General features: G+C 62.9%; 21 protein-coding genes. 3 read left to right on the top strand and 18 right to left on the bottom strand.

What is annotated here, in order from left to right:
• Positions 1-160: 160 nt before the first annotated feature.
• From iaaH to E6W33_RS24595, 11 genes are all read right to left on the bottom strand, one after another.
• Complete coding sequence (gene iaaH, locus E6W33_RS24645; RefSeq protein WP_136420031.1) at positions 161-1,609, bottom strand: indoleacetamide hydrolase; 1,449 nt, start codon at positions 1,607-1,609, stop codon at positions 161-163.
• Positions 1,610-1,643: 34 nt separating this feature from the next.
• On the bottom strand, positions 1,644-2,384 hold the full coding sequence (locus tag E6W33_RS24640) for an aspartate/glutamate racemase family protein (protein ID WP_136420030.1): 741 nt from the start codon (positions 2,382-2,384) through the stop codon (positions 1,644-1,646).
• A gap of 31 nt (positions 2,385-2,415) precedes the next feature.
• Positions 2,416-3,747: an acetylornithine deacetylase gene (locus E6W33_RS24635; protein WP_136420029.1), complete on the bottom strand. Its 1,332-nt coding sequence runs from the start codon at positions 3,745-3,747 to the stop codon at positions 2,416-2,418.
• Positions 3,748-3,775: 28 nt separating this feature from the next.
• Positions 3,776-4,789 (bottom strand): ring-hydroxylating dioxygenase ferredoxin reductase family protein, encoded by a 1,014-nt coding sequence (locus tag E6W33_RS24630; RefSeq protein WP_211097423.1) that lies wholly within the window; start codon positions 4,787-4,789, stop codon positions 3,776-3,778.
• A 22-nt stretch (positions 4,790-4,811) separates the two neighbouring features.
• Positions 4,812-6,209, bottom strand: coding sequence for an amidase (locus E6W33_RS24625; protein WP_136420027.1), 1,398 nt, complete (start codon positions 6,207-6,209; stop codon positions 4,812-4,814).
• 311 nt (positions 6,210-6,520) lie between these two features.
• The gene (locus E6W33_RS24620) at positions 6,521-7,861 is read right to left on the bottom strand and encodes a Rieske 2Fe-2S domain-containing protein (protein WP_136420026.1); all 1,341 of its coding nucleotides are present in this window, start codon (positions 7,859-7,861) and stop codon (positions 6,521-6,523) included.
• A gap of 311 nt (positions 7,862-8,172) precedes the next feature.
• Positions 8,173-8,916, bottom strand: coding sequence for an SDR family NAD(P)-dependent oxidoreductase (locus E6W33_RS24615; protein WP_136420025.1), 744 nt, complete (start codon positions 8,914-8,916; stop codon positions 8,173-8,175).
• A 15-nt stretch (positions 8,917-8,931) separates the two neighbouring features.
• Positions 8,932-9,444, bottom strand: a complete 513-nt coding sequence (locus E6W33_RS24610; RefSeq protein WP_247869776.1) for a hemerythrin domain-containing protein — start codon at positions 9,442-9,444, stop codon at positions 8,932-8,934.
• A gap of 23 nt (positions 9,445-9,467) precedes the next feature.
• On the bottom strand, positions 9,468-10,001 hold the full coding sequence (locus E6W33_RS24605; protein ID WP_136420024.1) for a cupin domain-containing protein: 534 nt from the start codon (positions 9,999-10,001) through the stop codon (positions 9,468-9,470).
• Between the two features lie 38 nt (positions 10,002-10,039).
• Positions 10,040-11,155, bottom strand: a complete 1,116-nt coding sequence (locus E6W33_RS24600) for a zinc-binding dehydrogenase (protein ID WP_211097422.1) — start codon at positions 11,153-11,155, stop codon at positions 10,040-10,042.
• A 418-nt stretch (positions 11,156-11,573) separates the two neighbouring features.
• On the bottom strand, positions 11,574-12,572 hold the full coding sequence (locus tag E6W33_RS24595; RefSeq protein WP_136420023.1) for an AraC family transcriptional regulator: 999 nt from the start codon (positions 12,570-12,572) through the stop codon (positions 11,574-11,576).
• Positions 12,573-13,618: 1,046 nt separating this feature from the next.
• Here E6W33_RS24595 and E6W33_RS24590 point away from each other — a divergent pair.
• The 3 genes from E6W33_RS24590 (at position 13,619) to E6W33_RS24580 (ending at position 16,196) form a co-directional block, all read left to right on the top strand.
• Entirely contained in the window at positions 13,619-14,185 is a 567-nt protein-coding gene (locus E6W33_RS24590; protein WP_136420022.1) for an HNH endonuclease, read from the top strand.
• Between the two features lie 185 nt (positions 14,186-14,370).
• Entirely contained in the window at positions 14,371-14,658 is a 288-nt protein-coding gene (locus E6W33_RS24585) for a hypothetical protein (protein ID WP_136420021.1), read from the top strand.
• 302 nt (positions 14,659-14,960) lie between these two features.
• Positions 14,961-16,196, top strand: a complete 1,236-nt coding sequence (locus tag E6W33_RS24580) for a patatin-like phospholipase family protein (protein ID WP_168798748.1) — start codon at positions 14,961-14,963, stop codon at positions 16,194-16,196.
• Positions 16,197-16,203: 7 nt separating this feature from the next.
• Here E6W33_RS24580 and E6W33_RS24575 read toward each other — a convergent pair whose 3' ends face one another.
• The 7 genes from E6W33_RS24575 to E6W33_RS24545 all read right to left on the bottom strand — a co-directional run bounded on the left by E6W33_RS24575 (position 16,204) and on the right by E6W33_RS24545 (position 24,771).
• Positions 16,204-17,748: a SagB family peptide dehydrogenase gene (locus E6W33_RS24575; protein WP_136420019.1), complete on the bottom strand. Its 1,545-nt coding sequence runs from the start codon at positions 17,746-17,748 to the stop codon at positions 16,204-16,206.
• Positions 17,749-17,820: 72 nt separating this feature from the next.
• A complete protein-coding gene (locus E6W33_RS24570; protein WP_136420018.1) occupies positions 17,821-18,930 on the bottom strand; it encodes a GGDEF domain-containing protein in 1,110 nt (369 codons plus the stop codon).
• Positions 18,931-19,071: 141 nt separating this feature from the next.
• Positions 19,072-20,277 (bottom strand): 3-oxoadipyl-CoA thiolase, encoded by a 1,206-nt coding sequence (gene pcaF / locus E6W33_RS24565; RefSeq protein ID WP_136420017.1) that lies wholly within the window; start codon positions 20,275-20,277, stop codon positions 19,072-19,074.
• Positions 20,278-20,330: 53 nt separating this feature from the next.
• Positions 20,331-21,863: a 3-hydroxyacyl-CoA dehydrogenase PaaH gene (gene paaH / locus E6W33_RS24560; RefSeq protein ID WP_136420016.1), complete on the bottom strand. Its 1,533-nt coding sequence runs from the start codon at positions 21,861-21,863 to the stop codon at positions 20,331-20,333.
• Between the two features lie 15 nt (positions 21,864-21,878).
• A complete protein-coding gene (locus E6W33_RS24555) occupies positions 21,879-22,880 on the bottom strand; it encodes an NADPH:quinone oxidoreductase family protein (RefSeq protein ID WP_136420015.1) in 1,002 nt (333 codons plus the stop codon).
• Positions 22,881-22,994: 114 nt separating this feature from the next.
• The gene (locus E6W33_RS24550) at positions 22,995-24,113 is read right to left on the bottom strand and encodes a CaiB/BaiF CoA-transferase family protein (RefSeq protein WP_136420014.1); all 1,119 of its coding nucleotides are present in this window, start codon (positions 24,111-24,113) and stop codon (positions 22,995-22,997) included.
• A 1-nt stretch (position 24,114) separates the two neighbouring features.
• Positions 24,115-24,771 carry a 3-hydroxyacyl-CoA dehydrogenase family protein gene (locus E6W33_RS24545; protein ID WP_136420013.1) on the bottom strand — a complete coding sequence of 219 codons (657 nt, stop codon included), beginning with the start codon at positions 24,769-24,771 and terminating at the stop codon, positions 24,115-24,117.
• Between the last annotated feature and the right edge of the window lies 1 nt (position 24,772).

The following is a 24,772-nucleotide window of genomic DNA, read 5'->3' as shown; positions in this document are numbered from 1 at the left end:
ATGAATCGATTTTCTTGATCTGGAACATGTGCGGCTATCCGAACACCGCGCGCTTATCCCTTGCCTGCACTATTCATGATGTCGGCGTCACATATTGGATATGCGCGAGTGCGAGATGCTGCCGTGCTGGCGCGCCAGCACATGGCAAGTCGGAGCGTTTTCAGGCTGGCGGTATGCGGCCGAGCACGGATTCGATGGCGACGCCGATTGCGAGCAGGCGGCGATCGCTTCCTGCCGGCGCATCCAGTTCCAGCCCGACCGGCAGGCCGCTGCACCGGCCGAGGCCGACCGGTAGCTGGATGCACGCCAGTCCTGCGCTGGCGGCGGGTTCGGTATTACGGATCAGGCGTTCGAATGTTTCCGGTTCGTTGACTTCCGGGCCCGCCGGCGGTGCCACAATGGTGGTCGTGGGAAATACCAAGGCGTCAATCGACAAGCTTTCGTACAGGGTTTGATAGCGCTGCTTCAGCGCGTTGCGGCCAATCTTCTCGGCAACCTCGTACAAGGGTTCGACATCGATCATGCCCTGCGGGGTCGGCAATTTTCCGGGAAGAACCCATTGCTCATAAATGGCTTTCACATCCGGGCTGTTGATCTTCTCGACCATGGCCTCGATGGATATCCCCGGCCCCTGCTCGCGCAGCCAGGCCTGCATGCCGACGCGCGCCTCGTGGATCACGACGGGAAAGCCGATCGGCTGATTCAGATCGAATAGTCCGGCATCCGGAATGTCGATCAGCGTCACGCCGTGCTCGCGCAACTTGTTCAGTGCAGCCTCGGCGCATGCCTGCGTTTCCTCGTCCAGCCTGACCCAGAATTCGGCAGGCACGCCAAGACGCAACTCGGCCAGCGCGATGGGCGGCAAGGCATAGTCATCGGTAATCAGTGCATCGAGCAGGGCCACATCCGACATGCATTGCGCCATCGGCCCGACGGTGTCCCGGCTGGTCGAAATGGGAATCGTGCCCAGGCTTTGGTAACGGCCGCTGCTGGGCCGCAGCGATGCGCACCCGTTCAGCGCACAGGGGATGCGCATCGATCCGCCCGTGTCCGTGCCCAGTGCCGCCAGCGACATGCGTGCGCCGATCGCTGCCGCGCTGCCCGAGGACGAACCGCCGGCAATCCGTTCGCTGTCATACGCGTTGCGCACGCCCACCTTGCTGCCCGTATTGAATGAGGGGTTATAGCCCGTCGCGCCAAAGGCGAACTCGTTCATGTTGGTCTTGCCCAGCAGCACGGCGCCCGCATCGCGCAGCTTCTGCAATGTGGGTGCATCCTTTTCGGGCACAAAATCGGCCAGTGCCGGGGAACCTGCCGTGCACGGCAGGCCGGCGGCGTGGATATTGTCCTTGACCACGATGGGGATGCCGGCCAGCGGCTTCCCCGGCTTCCCCGCCGCGCGCTCCATGTCGGCGTGCGCGGCGGCCTTGAGCGCGCCGGCTGCATCGACCGTCACAAAGACATTGAGATGCTTGAGTTCCTCGATGCGCCGCAAACAGGCCTCGACCAGTGCCGTGCTGGTCAGCGTGCCGTCGCGGAACGCTTCAATCGCCTGGTAAATGGTGAGATCGGTCGACAGCGCATCAGCTGCCACGTGAGACGTTTTCATGCAAGGCTCCTGTGCTGCCATGTCATATGCCGAATTAAATACGGAAGGCCTGATCCTTGATCACTTCCGGACTGGGGAAGGCGGTCTTGCTGTGCGCGATGCCAAGGTCGAGCAGCATTTCGCACATCTTGTAGGCAATCACGCCGGGGTTGAGGACCGGCACCGGCAAGTTGGCCGCCAGATAGGCGTGCGACTGATGCATGGTGGTTGAACCCAGTACCAGCACGTCCGCGCCGTCTTCCTCGATGGCCAGCCTGGCCTGCTCCAGCAGCTTGCCGAACACGACTTCCTCCTTGCCCTGCAACAAGGACTCGGTATCCGGACGCACGTTGATGGAGCGTATCGATGCCACACGCGACTCGAGGTTGTATTCCTTGAGCGTCTTGCGGTAGAGCGCGAACCACTGCGGCCACATGGTCAGGACGCTGAACTTGTGACCCAGCGTGCACGCCAGGTGGAATGCGCTCTGGCCCGGCGCCATCACGGGAATCGACAGGCGCGAGCGCAAACCGTAGAGGCCGGAATCGCTGACGGTATTGATGCATACCGCATCGAAACCCTCTTCCTCGGCCTTCATGCCGGCGGCCAGCACCGCGGCATCCATCAGGGTCGTGTCGTAATAGCTGTCGGCCAGGCTGAGCACGCTGCCGGCGCCGACGAACTCCACGTCGATGTCGTCGCGCACCATGCCCGGAGGAAGCTGGGAGGCGAACATCGCTTTGGTTTGTTCGCTCATCGGCACTGGGACAATGAGCTTGATGCGTTTCTTCTTCATGGTCGGATCCTTTCGTTTTTCCACAGGGCGTTTACAAACCCAATTCGCTGCGAGAGCGCGTCAAGGTATCAATGAGCGCGTACATGATTTTCCTGGCACAGGGGATGAGTTCGGGGATGTAGGTCGCACCCATGCCACCCAGTCCTTCGGCCACCGGCAGCGGCGCCCCTTGCGCCGGCCACGGCCAACCGATCCGTGCCGTCGGCACACCCCAGCGGCGCAAGGCGGCGCCGTCGGTCTGTCCGCCCAGCCAGTCGGGCGTACCATGCGGCTTGTCTTCGACATGTTCCCAACCGCGCTTGCAGGACTGGATGATCCAGTTGTGCGGATCGGTGGTACCGCCTGGCACGGAGCCGTACATTTCCCAATCCATCTGCAGCTCGGGCCGGCGCGCCTTGAGGTCGGCAACGAAGGCCGCGAACTGCGCTCTCACCTCGGCCGGCGAGGTGCGCGGATTGACCCGCACATCGAAGAACAATTCGGTCAGGAAGGACGGGAAGGCCGGGCGCTCAGGATCGCCGCCGCGCACGCCGGCAATCCAGCCGTGCGGCTTGACCACACCCGAGGTGTTTTTCTCGGCATAGTCGATGATCCATTTCTCCAGCTCGGGAATGACGGTGGCGGTGGCGCCGACCGAACTGCGGAAGCCGGGAATGTCGTGCGGCACGCCCGCATAGCCCAGCGTGCCGTAGACGCGCAGTTTGAACCAGGCCATGCCGGGCTCTTCGTGATAGACCCAGTTCCATGGCTTCATGATGATGGCGAAATCGGGATACATGCCACGATTGAGCAGGTGCAGGACACCGCCGGACATGCCGGCGTGCTGGCGCGAGGAGATGTCCACCGGCATGCCGCCATCGGCCATGCCCATCAGCAGGTCGCCTCGCAGCGGCACCTTCGCCTCGATCAACGCAGTGGCGACTTCTGTCAAGGTGGCGATCATGCCCTTGGGGTTGGACGCGCCCAGGCCGAATACCCAGTCATCGATCTGTTGTGCGCGCGGCTGCATGTCGGCTTCGGTGGCCGGCCCGGTCAGCAGTTCCCTTTCTTCCGGCGTGCAGTCGAGATGCGTGTCGATCGGCGCGTACAGCATCACTGACGCACCGCCGCCCGTGCCCTTGTACTGCGCCTTGACGTTACCGCTGATGTCGGTCAGCGGCTGGTAGTCGGCCTCGAAGCCAACCTTGCCTAGATGAGCGACCATGAATTCGCTGGCCGCGCGCGTGGCACCGGTCGGACTGTGGATGTCGGTAAGATCGAACAGCAGTTGTTGCAGGCGCCTGGGATCGATCTTCGCGCAGGCCTGCTCATACCATTTCTTCTGTTCGGCGGAAAACGGGACGGGGGTGGTGACGGGCAGCATAGATGGCTCCTTTGCGTTACTTCTGTTTCTAATTGCTCGGCGTGAATTGTTCGCTGTAGATGTTGGCCGGATCGGCGCCGAGCTCGATCAAACGCCTGGTGGCGGCGTCGATCATGACTTGCGGCCCGCAGAGATAGGCGACGGTGTCAGGCGTGACATCGCCTTCGCGCAGGGCGCTGACCGGATTACCGTGATGCATGCCTTCCTGCGGATCGCGGTCGACACAGATGCGCGTTTCGAGCGTCGGCAGCCATTGCTTGCGCAACGCGATGTCTTCCAGGCAGAACAGCGCATCCGGCGTGGCGCAGCCGAAACTGAGCAGCATGGGCGGCTTGCGTCCGCCGCTTTGACGCAGCGTGTCGATCATCGACAGGATGGGCGCGAGGCCGGTGCCGCCCGCCACGAAAATGTGCGGCGCACGCCTTTTCTCTTCACGCAGGAAGAAGGAGCCGTACGGGCCTCTCAGCTTGAGCACCTGCTCCGGCGCGGCTTCCTTCGACAGGAAGTTGGACATCGCGCCCTCGGGCAGGATGCGGATCAGGAACTCCATTTTCGGCACGTCGGTGCCCACACTCGACGGCGAATAGCTGCGCAGTACGCCAAGTCCGGGCACCTCGATCTGCATGAACTGGCCGGGGCGGAATTCCATCCACTCTCCGTCCGCCAGTTCCACCGTCAGGCGCACGGCATTGCTGGCGATCTGCTCGACCGAGTCGATGAAGGCATGGACATTGTGCGCGACGCTGCTACCGGCTTCACTGGTGTAGGCAAGGTCGAAGCTGCAATCCGAATTGGCTTCGCACACGCACAGCAGGCGCGTGCCGGCGGCCACTTCGCTGGCCAGCAAGGTCGAGCTGACGCCAGCGCGCGTCGGCGCGTCGCCGGACGACAGTTGGGCCGCGCAGGTGGAGCAGCTGCCAGACTGGCACTGGTACAGCACGGGAACCTCGGCGGCGATGGCGGCATCGAGAATGAGCTCGCCGGGAGCGATTTCAAAACTGCGGCTGATGCCATCGGCATAGTTAAATTTGACGTGATGCATGATGTGTCTCATTACGATGAATTCAGATTCCGGGTGGATGCTGCTTGTGCCAGTCGCTGACGCGCTGCACGGCCATGCCGGCGCGGCACAAGACACCTTCCGAGCCCTTTTTCCCGATGAATTGCGCGCCCAGCGGGAGGCCCTGCTGCGTGCAGCCGTAAGGCAGGCTCAGGCACGGATGTCCGCTCACGTTGAATGGCGAGGTGAACTGGATCAGACGGCGATTCGCCTCAGGGTCCAGCGCGAGATCGGCCAGCTGTTCATAGGTCGGCGCGGCATAGGGCTGCACCGGCGCCAGCACCAGATCGACTTGATTAAGCAAGGCATCGACTTCACCGGTAAAGCGCTGTGCCGCCAGCAGGATGCGCTGGTAGTCCATGCCACCGAGTTCGCGCCCGCCGTCAATCAGGCGGCTCAGCGCAGGGCCGTATTCGGCGGCGCGACTTGGATAAGTGGCCTCGTGCGCGATCGCGGTCTGCACACCGCAATGGCGCTCCCAGTTCGCGCTCACGGCACGGGTATCAGGCATGCGCACGCTTTGCAAAATGCCGCCGCCTTCACGGATGAGCGCCATGATCTGTTGCAGGCCGTGCTGGATGGCAGGATCAACGCCGTCGCTCAACCATGACTCGTCCACGCCGACGCGCAGGCCCTTGAACGTTTCGTCGATTCCAGGAATTTCCAGGCATGCGCCGGGCAGCGAAGTTGGATCCTTGGGGTCGTGGCCGGCGATGGCGCACAGCAGGTAGAGCACGTCCCTGGCGCTGCGTGCCATGGGACCGACGTGGTCAAGGCTGGCCGCCAGCTCGAACACGCCGTGCCGGCTCACACGGCCCCAGGTCGGCTTGAGGCCGGTCAGGCCATTTGCCGCGCAAGGGAAACGGATCGAGCCGCCGGTGTCGGTGCCCAGCGCCGCATAGCACAGGCCAGCCGCCGTAGCCACGCCACTGCCGCTGGATGAGGCACCGGCCCAGTGCGCGGCGCCCCACGGATTGGTCGGCGCCGGCAAGTCGGGGTGATGAATGGCGAACGCGCCCTCAGTCATGCGCAGCTTGCCGAGGATCACCGCACCCGCTGCTATCAGGCGCGTCACAACCGTGGCGTCTTCCGGCGGCAGAAAGTCGCGGTAAATCGTGGTGCCCGCCGTGGTCGGCATGTCCTGCGTCCAGAACAGGTCTTTGACGGCAACCGGAACGCCGTGCAAGGGACTGCGATATTCGCCGCGCGCGAGTTCGGCCTCGGCCTGGCGCGCCTGCGCCAGTGCCTGCTCCGCTGCGACGTACGCATAACTGTTGAGTCGGCCGTCGAGCTTCTCGATGCGCGCCAATTGCGCCTTCGTGACTTCGACAGGCGAGAGCCGGCCGCTGCGGATCAGCTGCGACAGCTCGGACATTTCCAAATAGTGCAATTCGTTTTCCATGCTGACTCCAGGCCACGGAAGAAGGGCAATGCGAAGGTCTCGGCGCTCAGACGGCGTTGCTGCAGTCGCGGCTGCCGAGAACGTCGCCATGCGAAAAAAACAGAGAAGATCTTTGTGAACCCGGAAGAAGGCGGACAGCGGTCAGCGAAACAGGGCCGCGCGCGATGGCGCAGGCCCTTTGACGCTATGAAGAAATCGCTGTGAGCGGTCATGCTCGCCCGAGAAGCGCAGCCGCAAGACTGCACGGCGAGCATGGCAGGGGCGAGACGGGACCGCGCAGCGGACTTGTTCACATCCTCTGTCCGGAGCTCTTACTCTTCGTCCGGAATCTTCGGCACCTTGTAGCCGGGACGCATGCCGTCGGCGGTGTCCTTGAAGCGCAGGCTGGTGGTCTTCAGTGCGCCGGCCACGCCGCGCCCTGGCTTGGCGATCCCGCGGTTCCAGCGCGACGCCATCTTGCGCCAGGTGATGGGAGACACGTCGGTCGCCACCAACTGCTCGTTATCCCAGCCTGTGCCGTCGGCGTAGAAGTTCTGCATCGCTTCGCGGGCATACAGATCGCAATCGTTGAAGCCGTGCAGCGCGAGCGGCTTGTAGACGCGGTCGAAGCGATACTGGAATTTCTTGCGATCTTCCTCGGTCGGGCAGACGCGCACCAGCACTTCCCAGTATTCGTGCGTGTCGTCGGTGATCGGCACGTACCATTCGTACTGCACCACGTGCTCTTCCGGCCAGTTCTCCACCATCAGTACGCCCGGCAACACCACCGAGGTACGGTAGTAGCGGCCCTTGATGCCTTCCACCTTGAGCCCCAGCTTTTCGTTTTCGAGTACAGGCGCCCACTTGTCGGTGAACAGCCACTGCATCAGCCCCTTCGGCCCCTTGTCGTCCTCGACCGTGGCAATGCAGTCATCGCTGGTCGGCAAGATACCCAAGGGCAGAACCCAATCCATAGCGTGGACGATCGTGTTGTCCTTGTGGACCAGGATGTGGGCATTGTCGAAGCCGTTCTCGCAAGCGATGCGCCAGTTGCCGAAGCCGGTGCGATGCATGCCCAGCGCCACGGCGTTGTCATCCAGCACGCTCGGCGCGGACGGCCACAGCGGGTGCGGGAAGCGCTCGCTGTTTTCCGGGAAACGGAACGGCAAGTCATCGGACAGCGGCGGGACATCGGCATCTGGGAAATCGTCTTCGCGTACGAACACGAAAATCATGCCGGCCACTTCCTGCACCGGATAAGTGGTGATTCCGGTCGTGCCGATCAGCTTGTCATCAGGGTTGGCCACGATGGTGGACAACACGCCCGACTCGAGATCGAACGTGAAACCGTGGTACCAGCAGGAGATCGTTTCCTTGTTGAAGCACATTGGCTTTTCCGACAGGCGAACGCCGCGGTGCACGCATTGATCCTTCAGTGCATAGATCTTGCCGTCCACACGGCGCAACACGATGGGAATGCCGCAGATCTGGATGCCCTCGACATGGTCTTCCGGCAGTTCATTGCTGAACAAGGCCGGATACCAATGATTGATGAAGCCCCAGGCCGCATCCTTGTATGGCTGATACTGGCTCTGAACTTTGCTGTTATTGGTGCGCTTTTCGCTGATGCCGTTCTTGACGACGCGGCGACGGACAACGGGTTGGTCTGCCATGAAAGTCTCCTACTGTATGGGAAAAACGCTTCGTGCTATGCGAAGCAGTGATTTCATAATACGTAGCGGCATCCCGGCTGGCGCTCCCATAGGCGAACCCACTATCCCGTCAATGCAGAAAAACACGCGCTCAGTGTGCATTCATCGGCATGGCAATGAGCGGACGACAGCAATCAAAAACACATCCATGTTTCGGACTGGCTTTTGGGCCGGTGGACAGCGAAACCAGACGCCAAAATGCGCAAGGGCCGAGTCCTGTATTGCACAGGACTCAGCCCTTGCGGTGAATTTGATGCGTTCGTGATTACTGGTCAGGCCGTCATGCCGCCGTCAACCGACAGCGTCGTCCCCGTCACGTAGGCCGATCTTTCCGACAGCAGGTAGAGCACCGCCTCGGCCACTTCCTGCGGCTGGCCAATGCGGCGCATCGGGATCATGTCGTCGAGCAGATGAACGTCGCCGCCCGTCGAACGCATGTAATTCGGCGTCTCGGTCGCGCCCGGGCAAACCGCGTTGATACGGATGTTCCGGCCTGCGCACTCTTTCGCAACCGCCTTCGTGAGACCAACCACCGCGTGCTTGGCCGCGACATAGTGAGCGATGCCATTCATGCCGCGCAGGCCAAAGATCGACGCATTGTTCACGATTGCACCACCGCCCGCTCGCAGCATTGCCTCGACCTGATACTTCACACCGTAATAGACACCCTTGAAGTTGAGGTCGATGATCCATTCCGACTCCTCGACCGATGTCTGATGAATCGGCTTGAAATCGGCGTGACCGCCCGCATTGTTGAACGCGAAATCGAGACGGCCGAAGCGTGACTCGATGAACTGGACGAGCGCTTCGTTGTCTTCGCGGCGCGCGGCGTCCATCACCCTGATCTCGGCCTTGCCGCCCGACGTGACGATTTCGTTGCGCACGATGGCAAGCTTGTCTTCGCTACGGCCGGCGAGCACCACCGTCGCACCTTCCGCGGCGAGGCTCAGCGCAGCCGCGCGCCCCATGCCGGAACCGCCGCCCGTCACCAGGCCAACCTTATCTCTCATCAACATACAGCCCTTCGCCGGTCAGGCGAATGTCGATTCTTGCTGCACACCGGCAGCGAGGTCGCGTCGCAGAATCACCGGTACGCCCCCATGCCTGCGTTTGCTGATCCAGGCGGACAGCGCGGAATCCAGATAAGTGGCGTGCTTCGGGAACCAGTCCGCGAGCGCGGCGGCAAGGCGCCGCACATCGCGCAGGCCGACCTGTCCGTCCTTCGCAAGCTGGTTTACCCGCAGCACCGTGTCGAGCACCTTCTGATGCTCGTCGAGATGGCAATCCATGTTCGGATACTCCGTCCGCACCATCCACTCCCGCTCCGCCTCGAAATGCGCAAGCAGATGATCCTCGACCGTCTGCAGGCAGCCGAGGGCCGTTACCGCATTGCATGCGGCAAGCGCCTTGACAACATGCACAAATTCTTCATGCGTGTCGTCCATCGGACCATGGCCGAGCAACATCGCGTCGCTCCACGCGAGCTGCTCGGCGGCGTTCTCATCGAATCCGCCCTGATGCGCGTGTGAATGATGATGTGACATGTGGAGACTCCTGTGTCGGACTGTCAGGTTGTGGCGCCAATCAGCACGGACAGCATCACTGCCGGCGTTTCAGTCTTGTTGCGCCATGCATGGCGTGTGCCGTTCTGGATCACGATATCGCCTGCCTTCAGATGACGAAGCTCGCCATCATCGAGCTCGAGCCAGAGTTCCCCGGACAGGATCACATCGTAGTCGACCGTCGTGGTGCGGTGAAAACCGGAGCCGTCGGTATCGAAGCTCTCGGCGAGACCCGGCAGGTACTTTGCGTATTCCGCGCCGGCCGCAGCACCGTCGAAGCCAGGCGCAGCCATCACGCTATCGGGCGGAAACTGCACGACAATGACGCGCGTGCCGTGCGGCGCGGGCAACATGGATTCGATGCCCACCACCGGGTCGCGTCCATCGAAAGGTAACGTGGGCTCGGCCCCGGTAGTGGCCCAGGCCAACGTGGTGCGGAAACCTGGCACCGACGCGTAGTCGTGGGTATTCTCCACCTGACCATCTGACACCACCACCGACTTGCCGTTGCGCTCACCAGTTACGATACGTCTTACCATTTCAAGCTCCTTGACCTTGTTGTATGTGGACCGTGCGCTTACTGCACAATGACCACGTTGACGAAACCGCCCTTGCGCTGCTCGGCGTCGGCGAGCGCCTCGTTAGCCTGCTCCAGCGCATACCGGTGATGATCGAACACGCTCAAGTCCAGCGTCCCCGCTGCGGCCATATAGGCAAGATCCTGGCCTTCGCCGACCGTGAACCACAGGGAGCTCATCAGGCTGATCTGCGAGCACATCATTTCGTGCAGGTTCAAGGGCAGCGGATCGGACATGGCGCCCACTTCAACCAGACGGCCGCCACGGGCTAGCGACCTCAAGCAATCGAGCGTGACCTGGTGCGACGCGCCAGGGCCGATCGCGTCGAGCACCGCGTCGACACCCACGCCGCCCGTCTCGCTCCTTACCCATTCACCGAGATCGCCAGAACCATACGAGAAGGTGCGGATGCGCTGCGGATCGAGCGCACGCACACGTTCGAGCAGCTCAGGGTTGCGGGCAACGCAGAAAATCTTGACCGCGCCCATCGCCCGCGCGATCTGCACTGCGCCGAGACCCAGCGTGCCGCTGGCGCCACTGATCAGGACAGTCTTGCCGGCGCCGACACCTGCCTTGCGCAAGCCCGAATAGGCCGTGCCCAGATAGCCGAAGCGGGCGGCCTGCTCGAAGCTGACCGCTGGCGGCAGCTTGACCAGACCGTCAGCCGGCGCGGTTGCATACTGACCGAAGCCGCCGTACGGATATTGCTTGTAAATCTGCTTCGAGCGCGGTCCGAAACCGAAATAGCCCTGGAAGGTGTACGCAACGCAGTTTGTCGGCTCGCCGCTACGGCAGGCATGGCACGATCCGCATGAACGGCCAGGATTAATGTACACACGATCGCCTGGCACGACGCCGGTCACAGCCGTACCGACCTCGGCGACGACGCCTGCGGTATCGAGACCAAAAATCGCGGGCAAGTCCGGCAGCGTCAGGTAGGAACGTTCGCCATAGTGGCTAATCACGTTGCGCAGGTTCGGCACGACGCCGGACGCCTTGACTTCGACGAGCACATCCGTGGGGCGCAACAGCTCCGGACGCGGCAGTGTGTCAAGCTGAAAACGGCCGCTGGCGTCGTGGACGCGCATTGCCTTCATCTGGTTCGAAGCATTCATTTCGGTCTCCTTGATCTGGTAATAGGCTCGAGCCCTGCCGTACAGCAGCAGGATGCTGGGGTACACCGCGCATGGCGCAGCCGACAGCCCCGGTTACGGCTACGATCCTATGGCAGGCAGATCCCGGCTGACACTCCCGCAGGCGAATCCACTATCCCGCGAGTGCAGAAAAGCAGCCGCTTTCCGCACGCATCGGCATGGACGATGACAGCACGACAGCGATCAGGAACGTTGATGTTTCGGAGGAATTTCACCGAAGCCACGCTGGGTATCGGTTGTGAAGTGGTCAGGCTGGCTGAAGACCCAGTGGAATGCGACGGCAGTCGCCACCCCGCTGAAAAATGGCGCCGTCAGAAGTTCGCCTGCACGCGGCGCAAGCGAACTTCCTTCAGCTAATGCATCGGAGAGATGTGGTGTATCAGGAGCGCATCAATGTTTCGGACGGCGTTTCGCCGAAGCGGCGCTTGTAGTCGGTCGTGAAGTGACCAAGATGACTGAAGCCCCAGCGGAACGCGATGGCAGTCACGGTTCCGCTGGAAGCCTGGGCCTGCAGGAGTTCGTCGTGCACGCGACGCAAGCGAACCTCCTTCAGGTAATGCATCGGCGAGATGTTGCGGAAGCGGCGAAAACCGGAGAACAGGGTGCGGGTGCTGACGCCGGCATGTTCCGCCAGGTCGCCCACCGCGATCGGCTCATGGGCATGCTCTTCGATGTACTGCTCGATTCGCTTGATGAAGGACGGCGCAAGGGAGTGACCCTTGTCTTCGCACAATTCCGCACTGTAGTTGTTAGGCTGACTATTCAACAGCATGCCCACGAACGTGGATTCGAGCTGGGTGCTCAACAACGGCGACAGCTTGTCCGTATTCGACAGGACATCGCACATCCACGCCAGCATCTGGACCAGGCTGCGGCCGTCGGGCGTATCCAGAGCCATCTCCATCTTGAACTCGACATCCTTCTGCAAGGTGCGGCCCAGGTGCTGCTGGCACTGGCGCCTTACCACTTCGTTATCGACGCGGATGATGATTTTCTCGGTATCCCCCATGTGCTGAATGCGCGTGCGGGCATGCGCATTCAGCACCACGCCCTGATCGGACTCGAACAAGGCGCGCTTGCCGTCACTCTCGATGAATTCGCGTCCCCTGATCGGAACCTGAATCAGCGAAAACGATTCCATCACATCCGGATCGATGATGGTCTCGCCGCCATAGGTCATGCGCCCCACACCCAAGCTTCCTGCACGCCGATAGTTGACGCGTGTATTGAACTGCGGGTCTTTCGAGTAGATAGCGTTTTTGCAAAAGAGACGCTCGCCAACCGAACGCGCCTCTTCAATATCGGACGTCCGACACAGGCCATAGGCTGACAACACGGAGTCGGCGGGAGTCAGAGATGGAAAGATACTTTGTACCATGGTGTCTTGGATAAATGATGAACAAGTAGGGTTCAGTTTTCCGAGCGCGCTGAAATCCCCCTCGCTGCCCTGCACATCAAACAAAATGTGCGGCACACGAATCCATCACTCAGACTGTCTCCCCCGCTATGCGGCGCGCATGATGTGAGCAGTGTCTTTGCCTGCTCTTTATAAGAATGATCCGCGCCAGCTGCAGAAATACTACCCGAAAATATTACCGCATTTTTTATTTTTGATATACATCAAGGACGCCCATTCCGGATTTGTGCTTGACGTACAAGACGTCAAAAAAACAATAAAACTTGCGAATAGTGCCATTTGTTGACTGCCTTCCAATAACATGGCACCGCCACCAGTACGCTCGAGACGAGTTTAGATAAGCGGCGGACGTTTTCCGAAGGCCGGCTTGCAAATTTCGTTGCTTACCGTTGCACTTCCAATGCTTCGGGCAGACGCCTGAGCACGCTGAGGTTTTCGCGATTCTTGCGAGCGGCCTTGACAGCGTGCCGTGCGCACAAGCTGTTCGGAGCTTCTGAAATCGCGCGGTGGCAAAGGAGGTGAGTGATGATATCGTGGTTTCGTTTATGCCCTCTCACAAGACAGCCGCCCAGCAGAATTGCTCTCTTCTTGCTCGCATGGAAACCCGATGGGCCGGTTGCTGTCGAATCCAACAGGAGGTTCCGCGCAGCGTAATGGAGGCGCAGCGGGATCCGGTGGAGGTGGTGAACACCTTGCCGCAGGTGGCGTGTGCGGGAAAGGCCGGCGCTCCGCATAGGGGCCGCACACGCTTTCCATAGTTGCGCGCCATACACAAAATGTGTGATAGGAACACGGAATTACTCTGAATCATTCACTCCGTCAACATTTAGTTTTATTATCAGCCTATAGTCTGCACAGGGTCTGCAAAGGCCCGGAAAAACAAGTGCGCGTCTGCACGATCGAAAGACGCCGGTCGAAATCCGGCGGCACTCCGTTTCAGCAATCCGGCAGAGGGACGCACTCCCGGCACACAACAGGTGTTCATACGATGCAACACAGGTGATGCAATGATTGCCCATATTCTGGCGCTCGATATCGCGGGAAATCCTTTCGGCTGGATTCCGGCGCAAGACGCAGTGATCTACTACGCGACCGGCAAGGTCGCGTGGGAGCTGGGCGGGCTGAGCATGGTGTTCCGTGGCGGCTTCCAGCGCTCGGGACTGCAGTCGAGAATCACCATCAAGCCGATCATCGCGATTGCCGGCAGCGAGCACATGGCGCGCAAGCTGCGCAACGAACTCCCGCTCGGCAACCAGAACTACCTGCTGTTCAAGCGCGACCGCTATACCTGCGCGTATTGCGGTGATCGCTTCAGTCACAAGGACTTGTCGCGCGATCACATCCTTCCGCGCGTGCGTGGCGGCAAGGACACCTGGATGAATTGCGTGACCGCCTGCCGCCGCTGCAACCAGGAAAAGGGCGACAAGCTGGTCCAGCACTTCCGTCCACTGCTGTATGTTCCCTATGTTCCCTGCCGCGCCGAACATTACCTGCTCAGCGGCAGGAATGTGTTGGCGGATCAGCACGACTATCTCGCCGCACAACTGCCCAAGCATAGCCGCCTGCTGAGCTGATCTTCTTGCTCTCCTTTCAATGGCGCGCTTATCATTGGCAATCCGTCAGTACCGCAGGCAGCGGATGCCGCCTCTCCAGAATTTTTAATTACGGAACTATTTCTACGCGTCAAAACTCAGACAAGCGCTATCCACCAACAGTGCGCCAACAGTGACATCACCGTCACTTTCCTGAGGAGTTGTTCATGCTGAATTCATCCCGGGCTCGGCAAACCGATCATGGTCTGTCATCGCGTTTTCTGCGCCGCGCCGCCTGTGCTTCAACCGCCTTGTTTGCCTTCGCCGGCTGCGGCGGCGGAAGCGATCTGTCCGAGACACAGTTGAGCAGTGTGCAATCCTCGCCGAGCCTTACCAGCGCAGCCCCGGTGGCCCCGGTTCAAACAGAGCCCGGGCAGGGCCGCATGAGTGTGTCCCCGGCACCGGTGATGTCCGCAGTGGACGCTCCGCCCGCAGGAACACCGGCATCGCCCTGACACCGAACGCCGTCCCGTCACTGGCTGCCGCCAATGGGGCCTAGGAACGCACGCGTACGACTGGTACGCAGAGCACCGCAGGCATGGAGTACCTGACCGGGCAATCCCTGTTCTGGAAGAACGCAGCGCTGCAGGAACAAGCGGCGTGATCGCGCCTGCCGCTTGCGGCGAATTTATTACGCGCAGGCACCGCACGCGCCATCGCTATTGACGCATGTCGCGCGGCATGCATCCGGATTTGCGTGCGCATGTCCGGTTCATTACATTGTTTCCAGCCCGCGCCTTCGGCGCGGCGCATCCTCATGGCAACCCGAAAGGCTTCCATCATGGCGACGCAAAACAGGAACAGGATCGTGCTGGCGCTGCAGGGCGGTGGCGCGCACACCGCATATGTGTGGGGCGTGGTCGACCGCTTGCTGCAGGAGGAGCGCATCGACATCGTCGCCGTCAGCGGCACCAGCGGCGGCGCGATGATCGCCGCTGTGCTGGCCTACGGCCTCTCGCTGGAGCATGACCTCAACGGCCATCCGCTCGACGCCGCCGCGCGCCGCACCAATACCCGCGCGCTGCTGGACAAGTTCTGGATCGACGTGGCGGCGCTCGGCAACCTGTTCTGGAACCCCTACCGCTTCGCCGCCAATCCGCTGCACCCCTCGTGGAACATCGACGGCTTGCCGGTGCCGGTTGCGCTCAATGCGCTCTCGCTCGTCAGTTCGCCGTATCAGTCGTCGTTCGCACCGAGACAGAATCCGATTGCGCTGGCGATCGCGGACTGCATCGATCTGGAGGTGCTCAACCACAGCCGCATCGGTCCCGCGCTGTATGTCTGCGCCACGAATGTGCGCACCAGTCAGCCGAAGAGCTTCACGAAGGAGGAAATCGGCATTCCGCACCTGCTCGCCTCCGCCTGCCTGCCGGTGGTGGATCGGGCGGTCCAGATCGACGGCGAGTACTACTGGGATGGCGGCTATGTCGCCGACCCCGCGCTGGCGCCGCTGATCGAGCATCACAAGCAGGCAACGCGCGACATGGTCATCGTCGGCGTCAACCCCATCGTCGCGGCGAAGTCCGAGATGCCGCCGGATACGGCCTGGGAAATCATCGACCGCATGAACGAGATCACCTTCAATGCCTCGCTGATCGCCGAGATCAAGCGCATCAACGAGGTCAACGAACTGCTGCGCCAGGTGCCGCCCGAGGCTTATGCCAGGCAGGCCGGCGGCAAGCTGTACAACAAGAAGGAAATCCTGATGCACTACATTCCGCCGCATGCGGACATGGCAGGCTACGGCGTGGCGAGCAAGAGCAACACGGCGCTGGCCTTCCTGCAGCATTTGAAGGAACTCGGACGGGAAGTGGCGGACGCCTGGCTGGCCGGCCGCATCGACGGCGGCGGCGCGTCGCTGCTGGGGAAATCGTCGGATACCAACCTCGGCGACCTGTTCATCGACCCGCATCGGCCGGAAGCCCAGGCCCTGCCGCAAGCGATGCAAGGCGTGCGCATGACGCGTGCCGGGTTCGAGACGATGGCCGAATGAACGAGCGCTATTTCTCCGCCTTCCCCAGCGCGGCAAAATGCAGCACCCATTCGCGCTGCGCATCCACGCCGACCAGCGCCGCGGCTTCATCATCGTAAAACGCACCGACCGGGCAAGCCGCCAGTCCGCGCGCGACGGCGCCGAGCAGCCAGCGTTCGCCGAGCATGCCCGCTTCGAGATAGGCATGGCGATAGCCGCGCGGCCCCTGCGCCAGCATGCGTTCACGATCGGCCGACAGCACCAGCACCACGGCGGCATTGCCGATCACCGGCTGCGACAAGGCGGCCGATTGCGCGGCGGCGGCGAAATCGCCCTGGCGCACCGGTGCCAGCGCATGGCCGGGAACATAGCGGTAGACGCCCGCGGGCAATCCTGCAACACGGTTGACGATGAGATGAATATTGATCGCATCCGATAGTAGCGGCGGCAAGGCCATGTCGGCCAGCATCGAGGACAGCATGGCCAGCGGCACCGGTTCAGCGAGGAAGCGGCGCGTGCTGCGGCGACGGGCGATGATTTCACGCAGGTCTTGCGTGGCGGGAAGCGGAGGCGGCAATGCGATGGCTCCCGCTTGCTTCTCTTCCGGCACAAGGCGCAAGGAAGTCGCGCCTTGCACCATGCCGGTGATGCCGATCGCCGTGCTCTCCGGCACCGGCGCCGGGATGAAATGCGCTGGCGACCGTACGTCTGCAGGCTGCGCATCTGCCGCCTGCCGCAGGTGCATGACGGCAAGCACGCCCTCCTCGACGCCGTCGATGCCAAGCGCCCTGGCGGCGAGCGCGTCGTCGAATTGCGCGAGCGGCCTCGCCTGCATGCCGGCCTGGTGCGCTGCCAGCCGCAGGTTTTCCAGCAGGTGGCCGGCGTCCGCCACCGCAAGACGGTAGGCACGGTCGCGATACTTGTTGCCGGTGCGGCGGAACACGGCGCTGAGCAGCACCACGGCATCGGCGCCTTCCGAATCGGGTGCGCCGAAGTGCGTCGGTGCGGCGCCCAGCGTATCGAGACGATGATGCTCGGGATCGTAGTGATACAAGCCGGCCGGGAGACCATCGACTGCGCGTGCCACGACGTACAGTTCAATCGGGTACAGTCCGCCGGCGGAGGGTGCGGCGCGCAATGCGTTACCCTCTCGCCGCCCGGTCACGCCGGCCGACAGGTACAGCATCTCGCCCAGCTCGTCGCGCCGCAGGCGCTGCTTGTGCGGGGCGGGGCTGCGCAGCGCGTCGCTCAAGCCACGCGCGCCGGCCGCTCTTCGCTCCAGTGCGACATGGCTTGCGCCCGGATAATTCTTGAAGGGCGGAGGAGCCGCGCCCCATTCCACCGCCGGGGCAGGCTTGATCATGCTGTTGCGGGAACTGGATGACAGCGCGTGGTACCGGATCACCGCATCCACCGACGCGGCTTTTGCCTCGTCGTACGGCAGGTCGGCACCGTACAACGCTCCGGGCAGGCATGCGACACCCGGCACGGCGAGAATGGCGATCATCTTTCCGGCGCCCAAGGCGATGCGCATCAGCAGCGAAAAAAGTGCCCGGATGAGCTTTGGCGGCATGATTGGTGCCTTGGCAAGGGTGGACCTGCAGGAAATTCTAGCCGGACAAAGCGCAACGCATGCTGCGCCAGATCATTTCACGCAGGCTTGCTCGTCGGCCTTGACCACGCGGTTGCGGCCGGCGCGCTTGGCTGCGTACATCGCCTGATCGGCGTTGTCGATCAGTTCGTCCATGGTCTGGCTCGGGACGTAGGGTGCAACGCCGGCAGAAACGGTGACGCGGAAATCCGGTTCAAGAGCGGCGAATTCGACATGCGCCAGCTCGCGCTGTATGCGCAGGATGCAGGACTCGGCAACGGCGATCGAGGTTTCCGGCAGAATCAGCAGGAATTCCTCCCCGCCCCATCGGCCCAGCAGATCGGTCGACCGGATGCAGCGTGCGGCCAGTCCGGCGAAGGCGCGCAACACGATGTCGCCCCCGCCGTGGCCCCAGGTGTCGTTGATGCGCTTGAAATGATCGATATCGATGACGCACACGCAGAAGCTGCCATTGCTGCGTTCCGCCCTGTTCTTCTCCCGGTGCAGCATGTCGAGCAGGTAGCGCCGGTTGTACAGCCCGGTCAGCGCATCGCGCTCGGCCATTTCGGTCAGCCGCGCCAGTGCCGCTTTCAGTTCCGCATTGCTGGCTTTCAGGCTTGCCCGCAACTGGCTCAGCGAGCCGGTCAACATGGTGGTGAATCCCAGGATCACCCACAGCGTGATCCAGTGCACGAACTCGATGCGCCAGTCGACGCCTGCCGGGTCATAGCGGGAAGCGAGCGCGACGATGAAGGGGAACAGGGTCAGCGGCAGCAGCGCAAGATGGATCAGTTGCCGGAACGAGAGATGCATGCCGGCGAACATGATGCTGATGACATACGCATAGATGAAGGTGCCGCGCAGCGGGCCGGCATAGATGATGGTGTAACTGCACAGGAGGATCGAACCGATGGTCTGCGCCTTGGTCATGCTTGGATCGTTGAATCGCAGGTTCCATCCGGAGCGGATGAGCGCAAGGAAGGTGGCGGACACCGCGACGACGCCGATGGAATACCCGGCCAAGGGGAACAGCGGATACAGGCCGTACCAGGCGCAAAACGCCATGACGACGTCGCACAGCACATAGAAACCGATGGCAAGCAGTGTCCGGACGAGCCTCAGTCGCTGGGCAGACGCAATATCACGGGGCTGCGATTGTGACAAGTCGCACTCCAATCTATCCGATTTGAAAGAGATTGTAGCCCCGCGATTGATCCGCTGTCACACTTGTTTCCCGCACTTTGTTGGAAATTCGCGAAAACCGGATCGACGGGAACCGCACCTTGGCCGCACCTTCCGCGCGACTCACACGCGCTCGATGATCAGCGCGATGCCCTGCCCCACGCCGATGCACATGGTGCACAGCGCATAGCGGCTCCTGGTGCGTTCCAGCTGGTTGAGCGCCGTGGTGACCAGGCGCGCGCCGGATGCGCCGAGCGGATGGCCGATCGCGATGGCGCCGCCGTTGGGGTTGACCTGCGCGGCATCGTCGGCGAGGCCGAGATCGCGCGTGACGGCGAGCGCCTGTGCGGCGAAGGCTTCGTTGAGTTCGATGACATCCATCTGATCGATGCGCAGGCCGGTCAGGGCCAAAACCTTTTTCGAGGCGGGCGACGGGCCGAAACCCATGATGCGCGGCGCCACGCCGGCGGTCGCCATGCCGAGGATGCGCGCACGCGGCGTCAGGCCGTGGCGGCCGGCGGCGGCTTCCGATGCCAGCAGCAGCGCGCAGGCACCGTCGTTCACGCCGGAGGCATTGCCGGCGGTGACGCTGCCGTCGGGGCTGACCACACCCTTCAGTTTCGCCAGGGCTTCCAGCGTGGTGTCGGGGCGCGGATGCTCGTCGACGGCAAACACCTTCGGCTCGCCCTTCTTCTGCGGAATGGTGACCGGCACGATTTCGTTCCGGAAGAAGCCGGCCGCATTGGCCGCTGCCCAGCGCTGCTGGCTCCTGATCGCCACACCGTCCTGATCGGCGCGTGCAATGCCGAATTCGCGCGCGACGTTTTCCGCCGTCTCCGGCATGCTGTCGACGCCGTACTTCGCCTTCATCAGCGCATTGACGAAGCGCCAGCCGATGGTGGTGTCCTCGATCTTCGCGCTGCGCGAGAACGCACTGTCGGCCTTGCCCATGACAAAGGGCGCGCGCGTCATGCTTTCCACGCCGCCGGCGATCATCAGCGATGTCTCGCCCGACTTGATGGCGCGCGCCGCGCTGCCTACCGCGTCCATGCTCGATCCGCACAGGCGGTTGATGGTGTTGGCCGGAACGCTTTCCGGCAGACCGGCCAGCAAGGCGGCCATGCGGCCGACGTTGCGGTTGTCTTCGCCGGCCTGGTTGGCGCAGCCGTAAGCGACATCGTCCAGCGCCGCCCAGTCCACGCCCGCATGGCGCTCCATCAGCGCCCGGATCGGAATCGCTGCCAGGTCGTCGGCACGCACTTGCGCCAGCGCGCCGCCGTAGCGGCCGAAGGGCGTACGGATGGCGTCGCAAATGAAGGCTTCAGTCATGTTGTTTTCCTCGATAGTAATGGTTCGGCTCGTCCGCTCGGCGGCTGCGGACGTCAGCCATGAAACACGCTGCCGTTCCACACCTTGCGCAGGATCAGCGGCGAAATGCGATAGCGGTCTTCGCCATAGCTGCGCCCCAGGTTGCCCAGCACGCGCATCAGGTAATGCAAGCCGATCGTGTCGGCCCAGGCAAGCGGTCCGCGCGGATAATTGACGCCCTTGAGCATCGCGGTGTCGGCCGCCGCCGCATCGCACACGTCCTGGTTGACCGCATCGGCCGCTTCATTGGCCAGCATCGCCACGGTGCGCATCACCGCCATGCCGGGCACGTCGCCCAGGCGCGATACCTTGAAGCCGCATGCCTGCAGCAGGCCGACGACGGCGCGATAGGCCTCGGGCGTGCACTGGTCGGCCGGGCACAAGGCTGCCCTTGTCGCCTTCGTGTAGTCGAGCGCAAGGTCGAGCAGAACGGTGTTCGCGATGCCGTTGTCGGCGGCGCGTTGCGTCGCGCTGCGGCCGTCGGTCAGATAGAGCACCGCGCCGCCGCATTCCAGCAGGGCGTCGTCTTCCTGCGATCCCAACATGCGCGTCACCGTCACGCAGGCAGCGGCCGCACGCGATGCGATCGCCTCGGCGACCAGCCCGGAACTCTTTACCGTCACTTGCTGCGGCGCGTCCGCTTGCGCTTCGGTGTGCGGCGCGGGCGGCGTGCTGTCATCGCCGTAGCGGTAAAAGCCGCGGCCCGATTTGCGCCCGAGAAAACCGCCGTTGACCAGTTCCTGCTGCACCAGCGAGGGCGTGAAGCGCGGATCGTTGAAGTAGGCCTGGAACACCGATTGCGTGACCGCGAAATTCACATCGTGGCCGATCAGGTCCATCAGCTCGAAGGGCCCCATGCGAAATCCGCCGGCTTCGCGCAGGATGGCGTCGATGGTGGCCGGTTCGCCGGCCTGCTCGTTCAGCAGGCGCAGCGCTTCGGCGTAATAGGGACGCGCCACGCGATTGACAATGAAGCCGGGCGTCGAGCGCGCGTAGACCGGGCTCTTGCCCCAGGCGGAGGCGGTCGCGTAGATTGTTTGCGCAACGTGCGGATCGGTCGCCAGTCCGCTGATGACTTCCACCAGCGCCATCAGCGGCACCGGATTGAAGAAATGCATGCCGGCGAAGCGGCCCGGCAGGCGCAGGTTGGCGGCGAGCGCGGTGACGGAAATCGAGGAGGTGTTGGTGGCGAGAATGCAGCTGTCGCCGACGATGCCTTCGAGGTCGGCGAACAGGCGACGCTTGACGTCGAGGTCTTCGACAATCGCCTCGATCACCAGGCCGGCATCGGCGAAGCCTGCGAGCGAATCCGCCGCGCTCAGGCGCTGACCGGCGGCGTCCGCCGCTTCCGCCGTCATGCGGCCCTTCTCGGCGAGCATGCCGAAGGTCTTGCGTATGCTGGCGATTGCTTTCTCGACCGCCTCCGGGCGGGTGTCGTACAGCCTGACCGGATGGCCGGCGGCCGCGGCGACTTGCGCGATACCGGAACCCATCGCGCCGCTGCCGACGACGCCGACGATGCTGGGAGATGCCAATGGATGATTCATGCTGGTCACTCCCGCTCAAGCCTGGGCGCGCGGCGTGGTCAGCACCACCTTGCCCTGCACCTTGCCCGCCTTGACCAGCGCGAGCGCGGTGGCGAACTCTTCCATCGGAAAGCTCCGCATGACGTTCGGCTTGATCTTGCCGTCGGTGTAGAGCGCGAACAGTTCATCCTGCACGCGGCGCACCCACTCCGGATCGCGCTCGCGATAATCGCTCCATTGCAGGCCCGAGACGAGGATGTTCTTGACCAACAGATAGTTGGCCTTGATGACGGGAATGCGTCCGGCCGCGAAACCGATCACCACCATGCGTCCGCGCCACGCCATTGCGCGCAGCGCCGCGTCGAACACATCGCCGCCCAGCGGATCGAGCACCACGTCGACGCCGCGTCCGCCGGTCACGCCGTACACCTGCTGACGCAGCGACTCATGCAGGTTGTCGGCGGCGAGATTGATGATGGTGTCGGCGCCATTCGCCTTCGCGAGCTTCGCATGTTCGTCATTGTTGACACCTGCCAGCACCGTCGCGCCGAGCCCCTTGGCGATCTGCACTGCGGCTAGGCCGACACCGCCGGCCGCGCCATTGACCAGCACGGTTTCACCCTTCTGGTACTGGCCGCGCTCGACCAATGCGAAGTGCGCGGTCTGGTACACCAGGCCCATCGCGGCCGCATCGGTGAACGGCATGCTGTCGGGCATCACGAAGGTATTGCTGGCGCGCGCCACCAGTTGTTCCGCATAAGCGCCGGATTCCACCTGCGCCACCACGCGGTCGCCCGGCTTGCAGGACTTGACCTTGCGCCCGACCGCCGCGACCACGCCGGCAGCATCCTTGCCGGGGCTGAACGGACGCGCTGGCAGGATCTGGTACTGGCCGCTGATCACCAGCAGGTCGGGATAGTTCACGCCGATTGCATGCACATCGATCAATACATCGTCGTCTCCGAATTTGGGAGTGGGCACTTCTTCGATCTTGAGGGTCTCCGGCTCACCGTGTTCCCTGATCAGGATTGCTCGCATAGGAATTGTTCTCGTTGAATTTGAGGAGCCCACGGAAGGCACGAAATACACGGAAATATTCTCTGGTTTTTTCCGTGTTTTCCGTGGACAGTTGAATCATTGCCGCGCCAGGCATCAGTCGATGCCGAAATCCTTGTTGGCCTCGCCCAGTCCCGGATAGCCGCTGGATTGGTCTTGACCGCGGAAGGCATCCTGCACCGGCACCGGCAGCGCGGTGATGTGCTTGCCGCCGCTGGCCAGTTCGCGCGAAAACACGCCGCGTTCGCGGAAATGCGCATCCGCCATCGCTTCCTGCATGGTGGCGACAATCGCGCAGCACACATCCTTGCCTTCGAACACCGCACGCCAGTGCTCGGCGGTCTGCGCGCCGATGATTTCCTGGATGCGCGCCTTCACCGTCGCGGGCGACTGGCTGTCGTCGAGCAGTTCGCGCGGCGCATTGATTGCCTCGATGAAGTTCGCCCAGAACTTGTCTTCCAGTGGCGCGGCGGCGAGGAACTTGTTGTCCTTCGTGCGATAGATCTGGTAGCGCGGCGTGCCGCCGGTCACCAGGTCGCCGCCCGGTGTCGGCCACTGCCCCGCTACCTGACCGTTGCCCAGCGCCCAGTAGAGGAAGGTGAACAGGTTGTCCGCCATCGCGATGTCCAGCTTGCAGCCCTTGCCGCTGCGGTCGCGTTGGCGCAGGGCGAGCAGGATGTTGACGACCGCCGGATAGGTGCCGCCGGCGATGTCCGCGATCAGCGCGGGCGGCAGCACCGGTGCGCCATCCGACCCGGCCGTCAGGCCCAGCATGCCCGATTCCGCGACGTAGTTCAGGTCGTGCGCAGCGACGTTGGCGCGCGGACCGGACTGGCCGTAGCCGGTGATCGCGCAATAGATGATCTTGTCGTTGATCGCCGACAGCGCTTCATAACCGAGGCCGAGGCGATCCATCACGCCGGGGCGGAATTGCTCGACCACGATGTCGGCGCTTTCGATCAGGCCGCGCAGCTTGTCGACCACGCCCTTCTCTTTCAGGTCGATGGCGATGCTGCGCTTGCCGCGGTTGAGCAGCGCGAAGTTGACGCTGTCGTCGCCGAACTTCGGCACGTAGCTGCGCATCTCGTCGCCCCGGCCGGGACGTTCGATCTTGATCACCTCGGCGCCGGCCTCGGCCAGCACCAGTGTCGCCAGCGGACCGGGGAGCAGCGTGCTGAAGTCGAGGACGCGCACCCCTTCTAGCGGACGCATCATGTCAGCCTTCCTTCTTCTGGGCGCGCACCTTCGCCACGCGGGCGCGGCGGGCCGGCGCGTAGGGCGATTCACCCAGCGCGTCGAACAGCGACTGCGTCACATCGAAGTGATGTTCAAGACCGGTGCGCTCCAGCAGCGCGATCGGGCCTTCCGGATAGCCGAGGCCGAGACGCAGCGTGAGATCCATGTCATCGGCGGTAGCGAGGCCTTCGTCGAGGCGGCGCAGCGCGGCGTTGTAGTAAGGCCGCACCAGGCGGTCGATGATGCGTCCGGCGAAGTCGAAGCACACCGCGACCTTCAGTCCCGCGCCTTCCAGCACCGCCTTGGCGGCATTGATCGCGGACTCCGGCGTATTCGGCTGGCGCACCAGTTCGACCAGGTTGGACGGATCGGCGTCGCCGAGGCGGAAGCGGTTGAAGCCGAGCACGTTGGAGCCTTCCTTGCCGCGGCTTTCGCCGGTATGCACGCCGAGGCATTCGGTGCCAAGCTCGATCAGGATGGCAGCCTTCTTGTCCGCGCCCTGCACCTTCGCCAGCGCATCGCCGGCTTGTTGTCCGATCAGGATGACGACCTCACCATCCGCCGCCTGCCCTTCCAGCAAGGCATGCGCGGCTGGGAAGGAGCGGCTGTTGCCGGTATCGATAATGGAATAGTTCATG

Origin of the sequence: Herbaspirillum sp. ST 5-3 (genome assembly GCF_004804275.1) — a bacterium.
Taxonomy (GTDB): domain Bacteria; phylum Pseudomonadota; class Gammaproteobacteria; order Burkholderiales; family Burkholderiaceae_D; genus Noviherbaspirillum.
Note: the sequence above shows the minus strand (reverse complement) of the source record. Positions and strands in the feature narration are given on the sequence as shown.

What these genes read in the sequence shown, in the direction of transcription:
- iaaH (WP_136420031.1), bottom strand. Translation starts at nt 1,609, where the DNA reads ATGAAAACGTCTCACGTGGCAGCTGATGCGCTGTCGACCGATCTCACC.
- E6W33_RS24640 (WP_136420030.1), bottom strand. Translation starts at nt 2,384, where the DNA reads ATGAAGAAGAAACGCATCAAGCTCATTGTCCCAGTGCCGATGAGCGAA.
- E6W33_RS24635 (WP_136420029.1), bottom strand. Translation starts at nt 3,747, where the DNA reads ATGCTGCCCGTCACCACCCCCGTCCCGTTTTCCGCCGAACAGAAGAAA.
- E6W33_RS24630 (WP_211097423.1), bottom strand. Translation starts at nt 4,789, where the DNA reads ATGCATCACGTCAAATTTAACTATGCCGATGGCATCAGCCGCAGTTTT.
- E6W33_RS24625 (WP_136420027.1), bottom strand. Translation starts at nt 6,209, where the DNA reads ATGGAAAACGAATTGCACTATTTGGAAATGTCCGAGCTGTCGCAGCTG.
- E6W33_RS24620 (WP_136420026.1), bottom strand. Translation starts at nt 7,861, where the DNA reads ATGGCAGACCAACCCGTTGTCCGTCGCCGCGTCGTCAAGAACGGCATC.
- E6W33_RS24615 (WP_136420025.1), bottom strand. Translation starts at nt 8,916, where the DNA reads ATGTTGATGAGAGATAAGGTTGGCCTGGTGACGGGCGGCGGTTCCGGC.
- E6W33_RS24610 (WP_247869776.1), bottom strand. Translation starts at nt 9,444, where the DNA reads ATGTCACATCATCATTCACACGCGCATCAGGGCGGATTCGATGAGAAC.
- E6W33_RS24605 (WP_136420024.1), bottom strand. Translation starts at nt 10,001, where the DNA reads ATGGTAAGACGTATCGTAACTGGTGAGCGCAACGGCAAGTCGGTGGTG.
- E6W33_RS24600 (WP_211097422.1), bottom strand. Translation starts at nt 11,155, where the DNA reads ATGAATGCTTCGAACCAGATGAAGGCAATGCGCGTCCACGACGCCAGC.
- E6W33_RS24595 (WP_136420023.1), bottom strand. Translation starts at nt 12,572, where the DNA reads ATGGTACAAAGTATCTTTCCATCTCTGACTCCCGCCGACTCCGTGTTG.
- E6W33_RS24590 (WP_136420022.1), top strand. Translation starts at nt 13,619, where the DNA reads ATGATTGCCCATATTCTGGCGCTCGATATCGCGGGAAATCCTTTCGGC.
- E6W33_RS24585 (WP_136420021.1), top strand. Translation starts at nt 14,371, where the DNA reads ATGCTGAATTCATCCCGGGCTCGGCAAACCGATCATGGTCTGTCATCG.
- E6W33_RS24580 (WP_168798748.1), top strand. Translation starts at nt 14,961, where the DNA reads ATGGCAACCCGAAAGGCTTCCATCATGGCGACGCAAAACAGGAACAGG.
- E6W33_RS24575 (WP_136420019.1), bottom strand. Translation starts at nt 17,748, where the DNA reads ATGCCGCCAAAGCTCATCCGGGCACTTTTTTCGCTGCTGATGCGCATC.
- pcaF (WP_136420017.1), bottom strand. Translation starts at nt 20,277, where the DNA reads ATGACTGAAGCCTTCATTTGCGACGCCATCCGTACGCCCTTCGGCCGC.
- paaH (WP_136420016.1), bottom strand. Translation starts at nt 21,863, where the DNA reads ATGAATCATCCATTGGCATCTCCCAGCATCGTCGGCGTCGTCGGCAGC.
- E6W33_RS24555 (WP_136420015.1), bottom strand. Translation starts at nt 22,880, where the DNA reads ATGCGAGCAATCCTGATCAGGGAACACGGTGAGCCGGAGACCCTCAAG.
- E6W33_RS24550 (WP_136420014.1), bottom strand. Translation starts at nt 24,113, where the DNA reads ATGATGCGTCCGCTAGAAGGGGTGCGCGTCCTCGACTTCAGCACGCTG.
- E6W33_RS24545 (WP_136420013.1), bottom strand. Translation starts at nt 24,771, where the DNA reads ATGAACTATTCCATTATCGATACCGGCAACAGCCGCTCCTTCCCAGCC.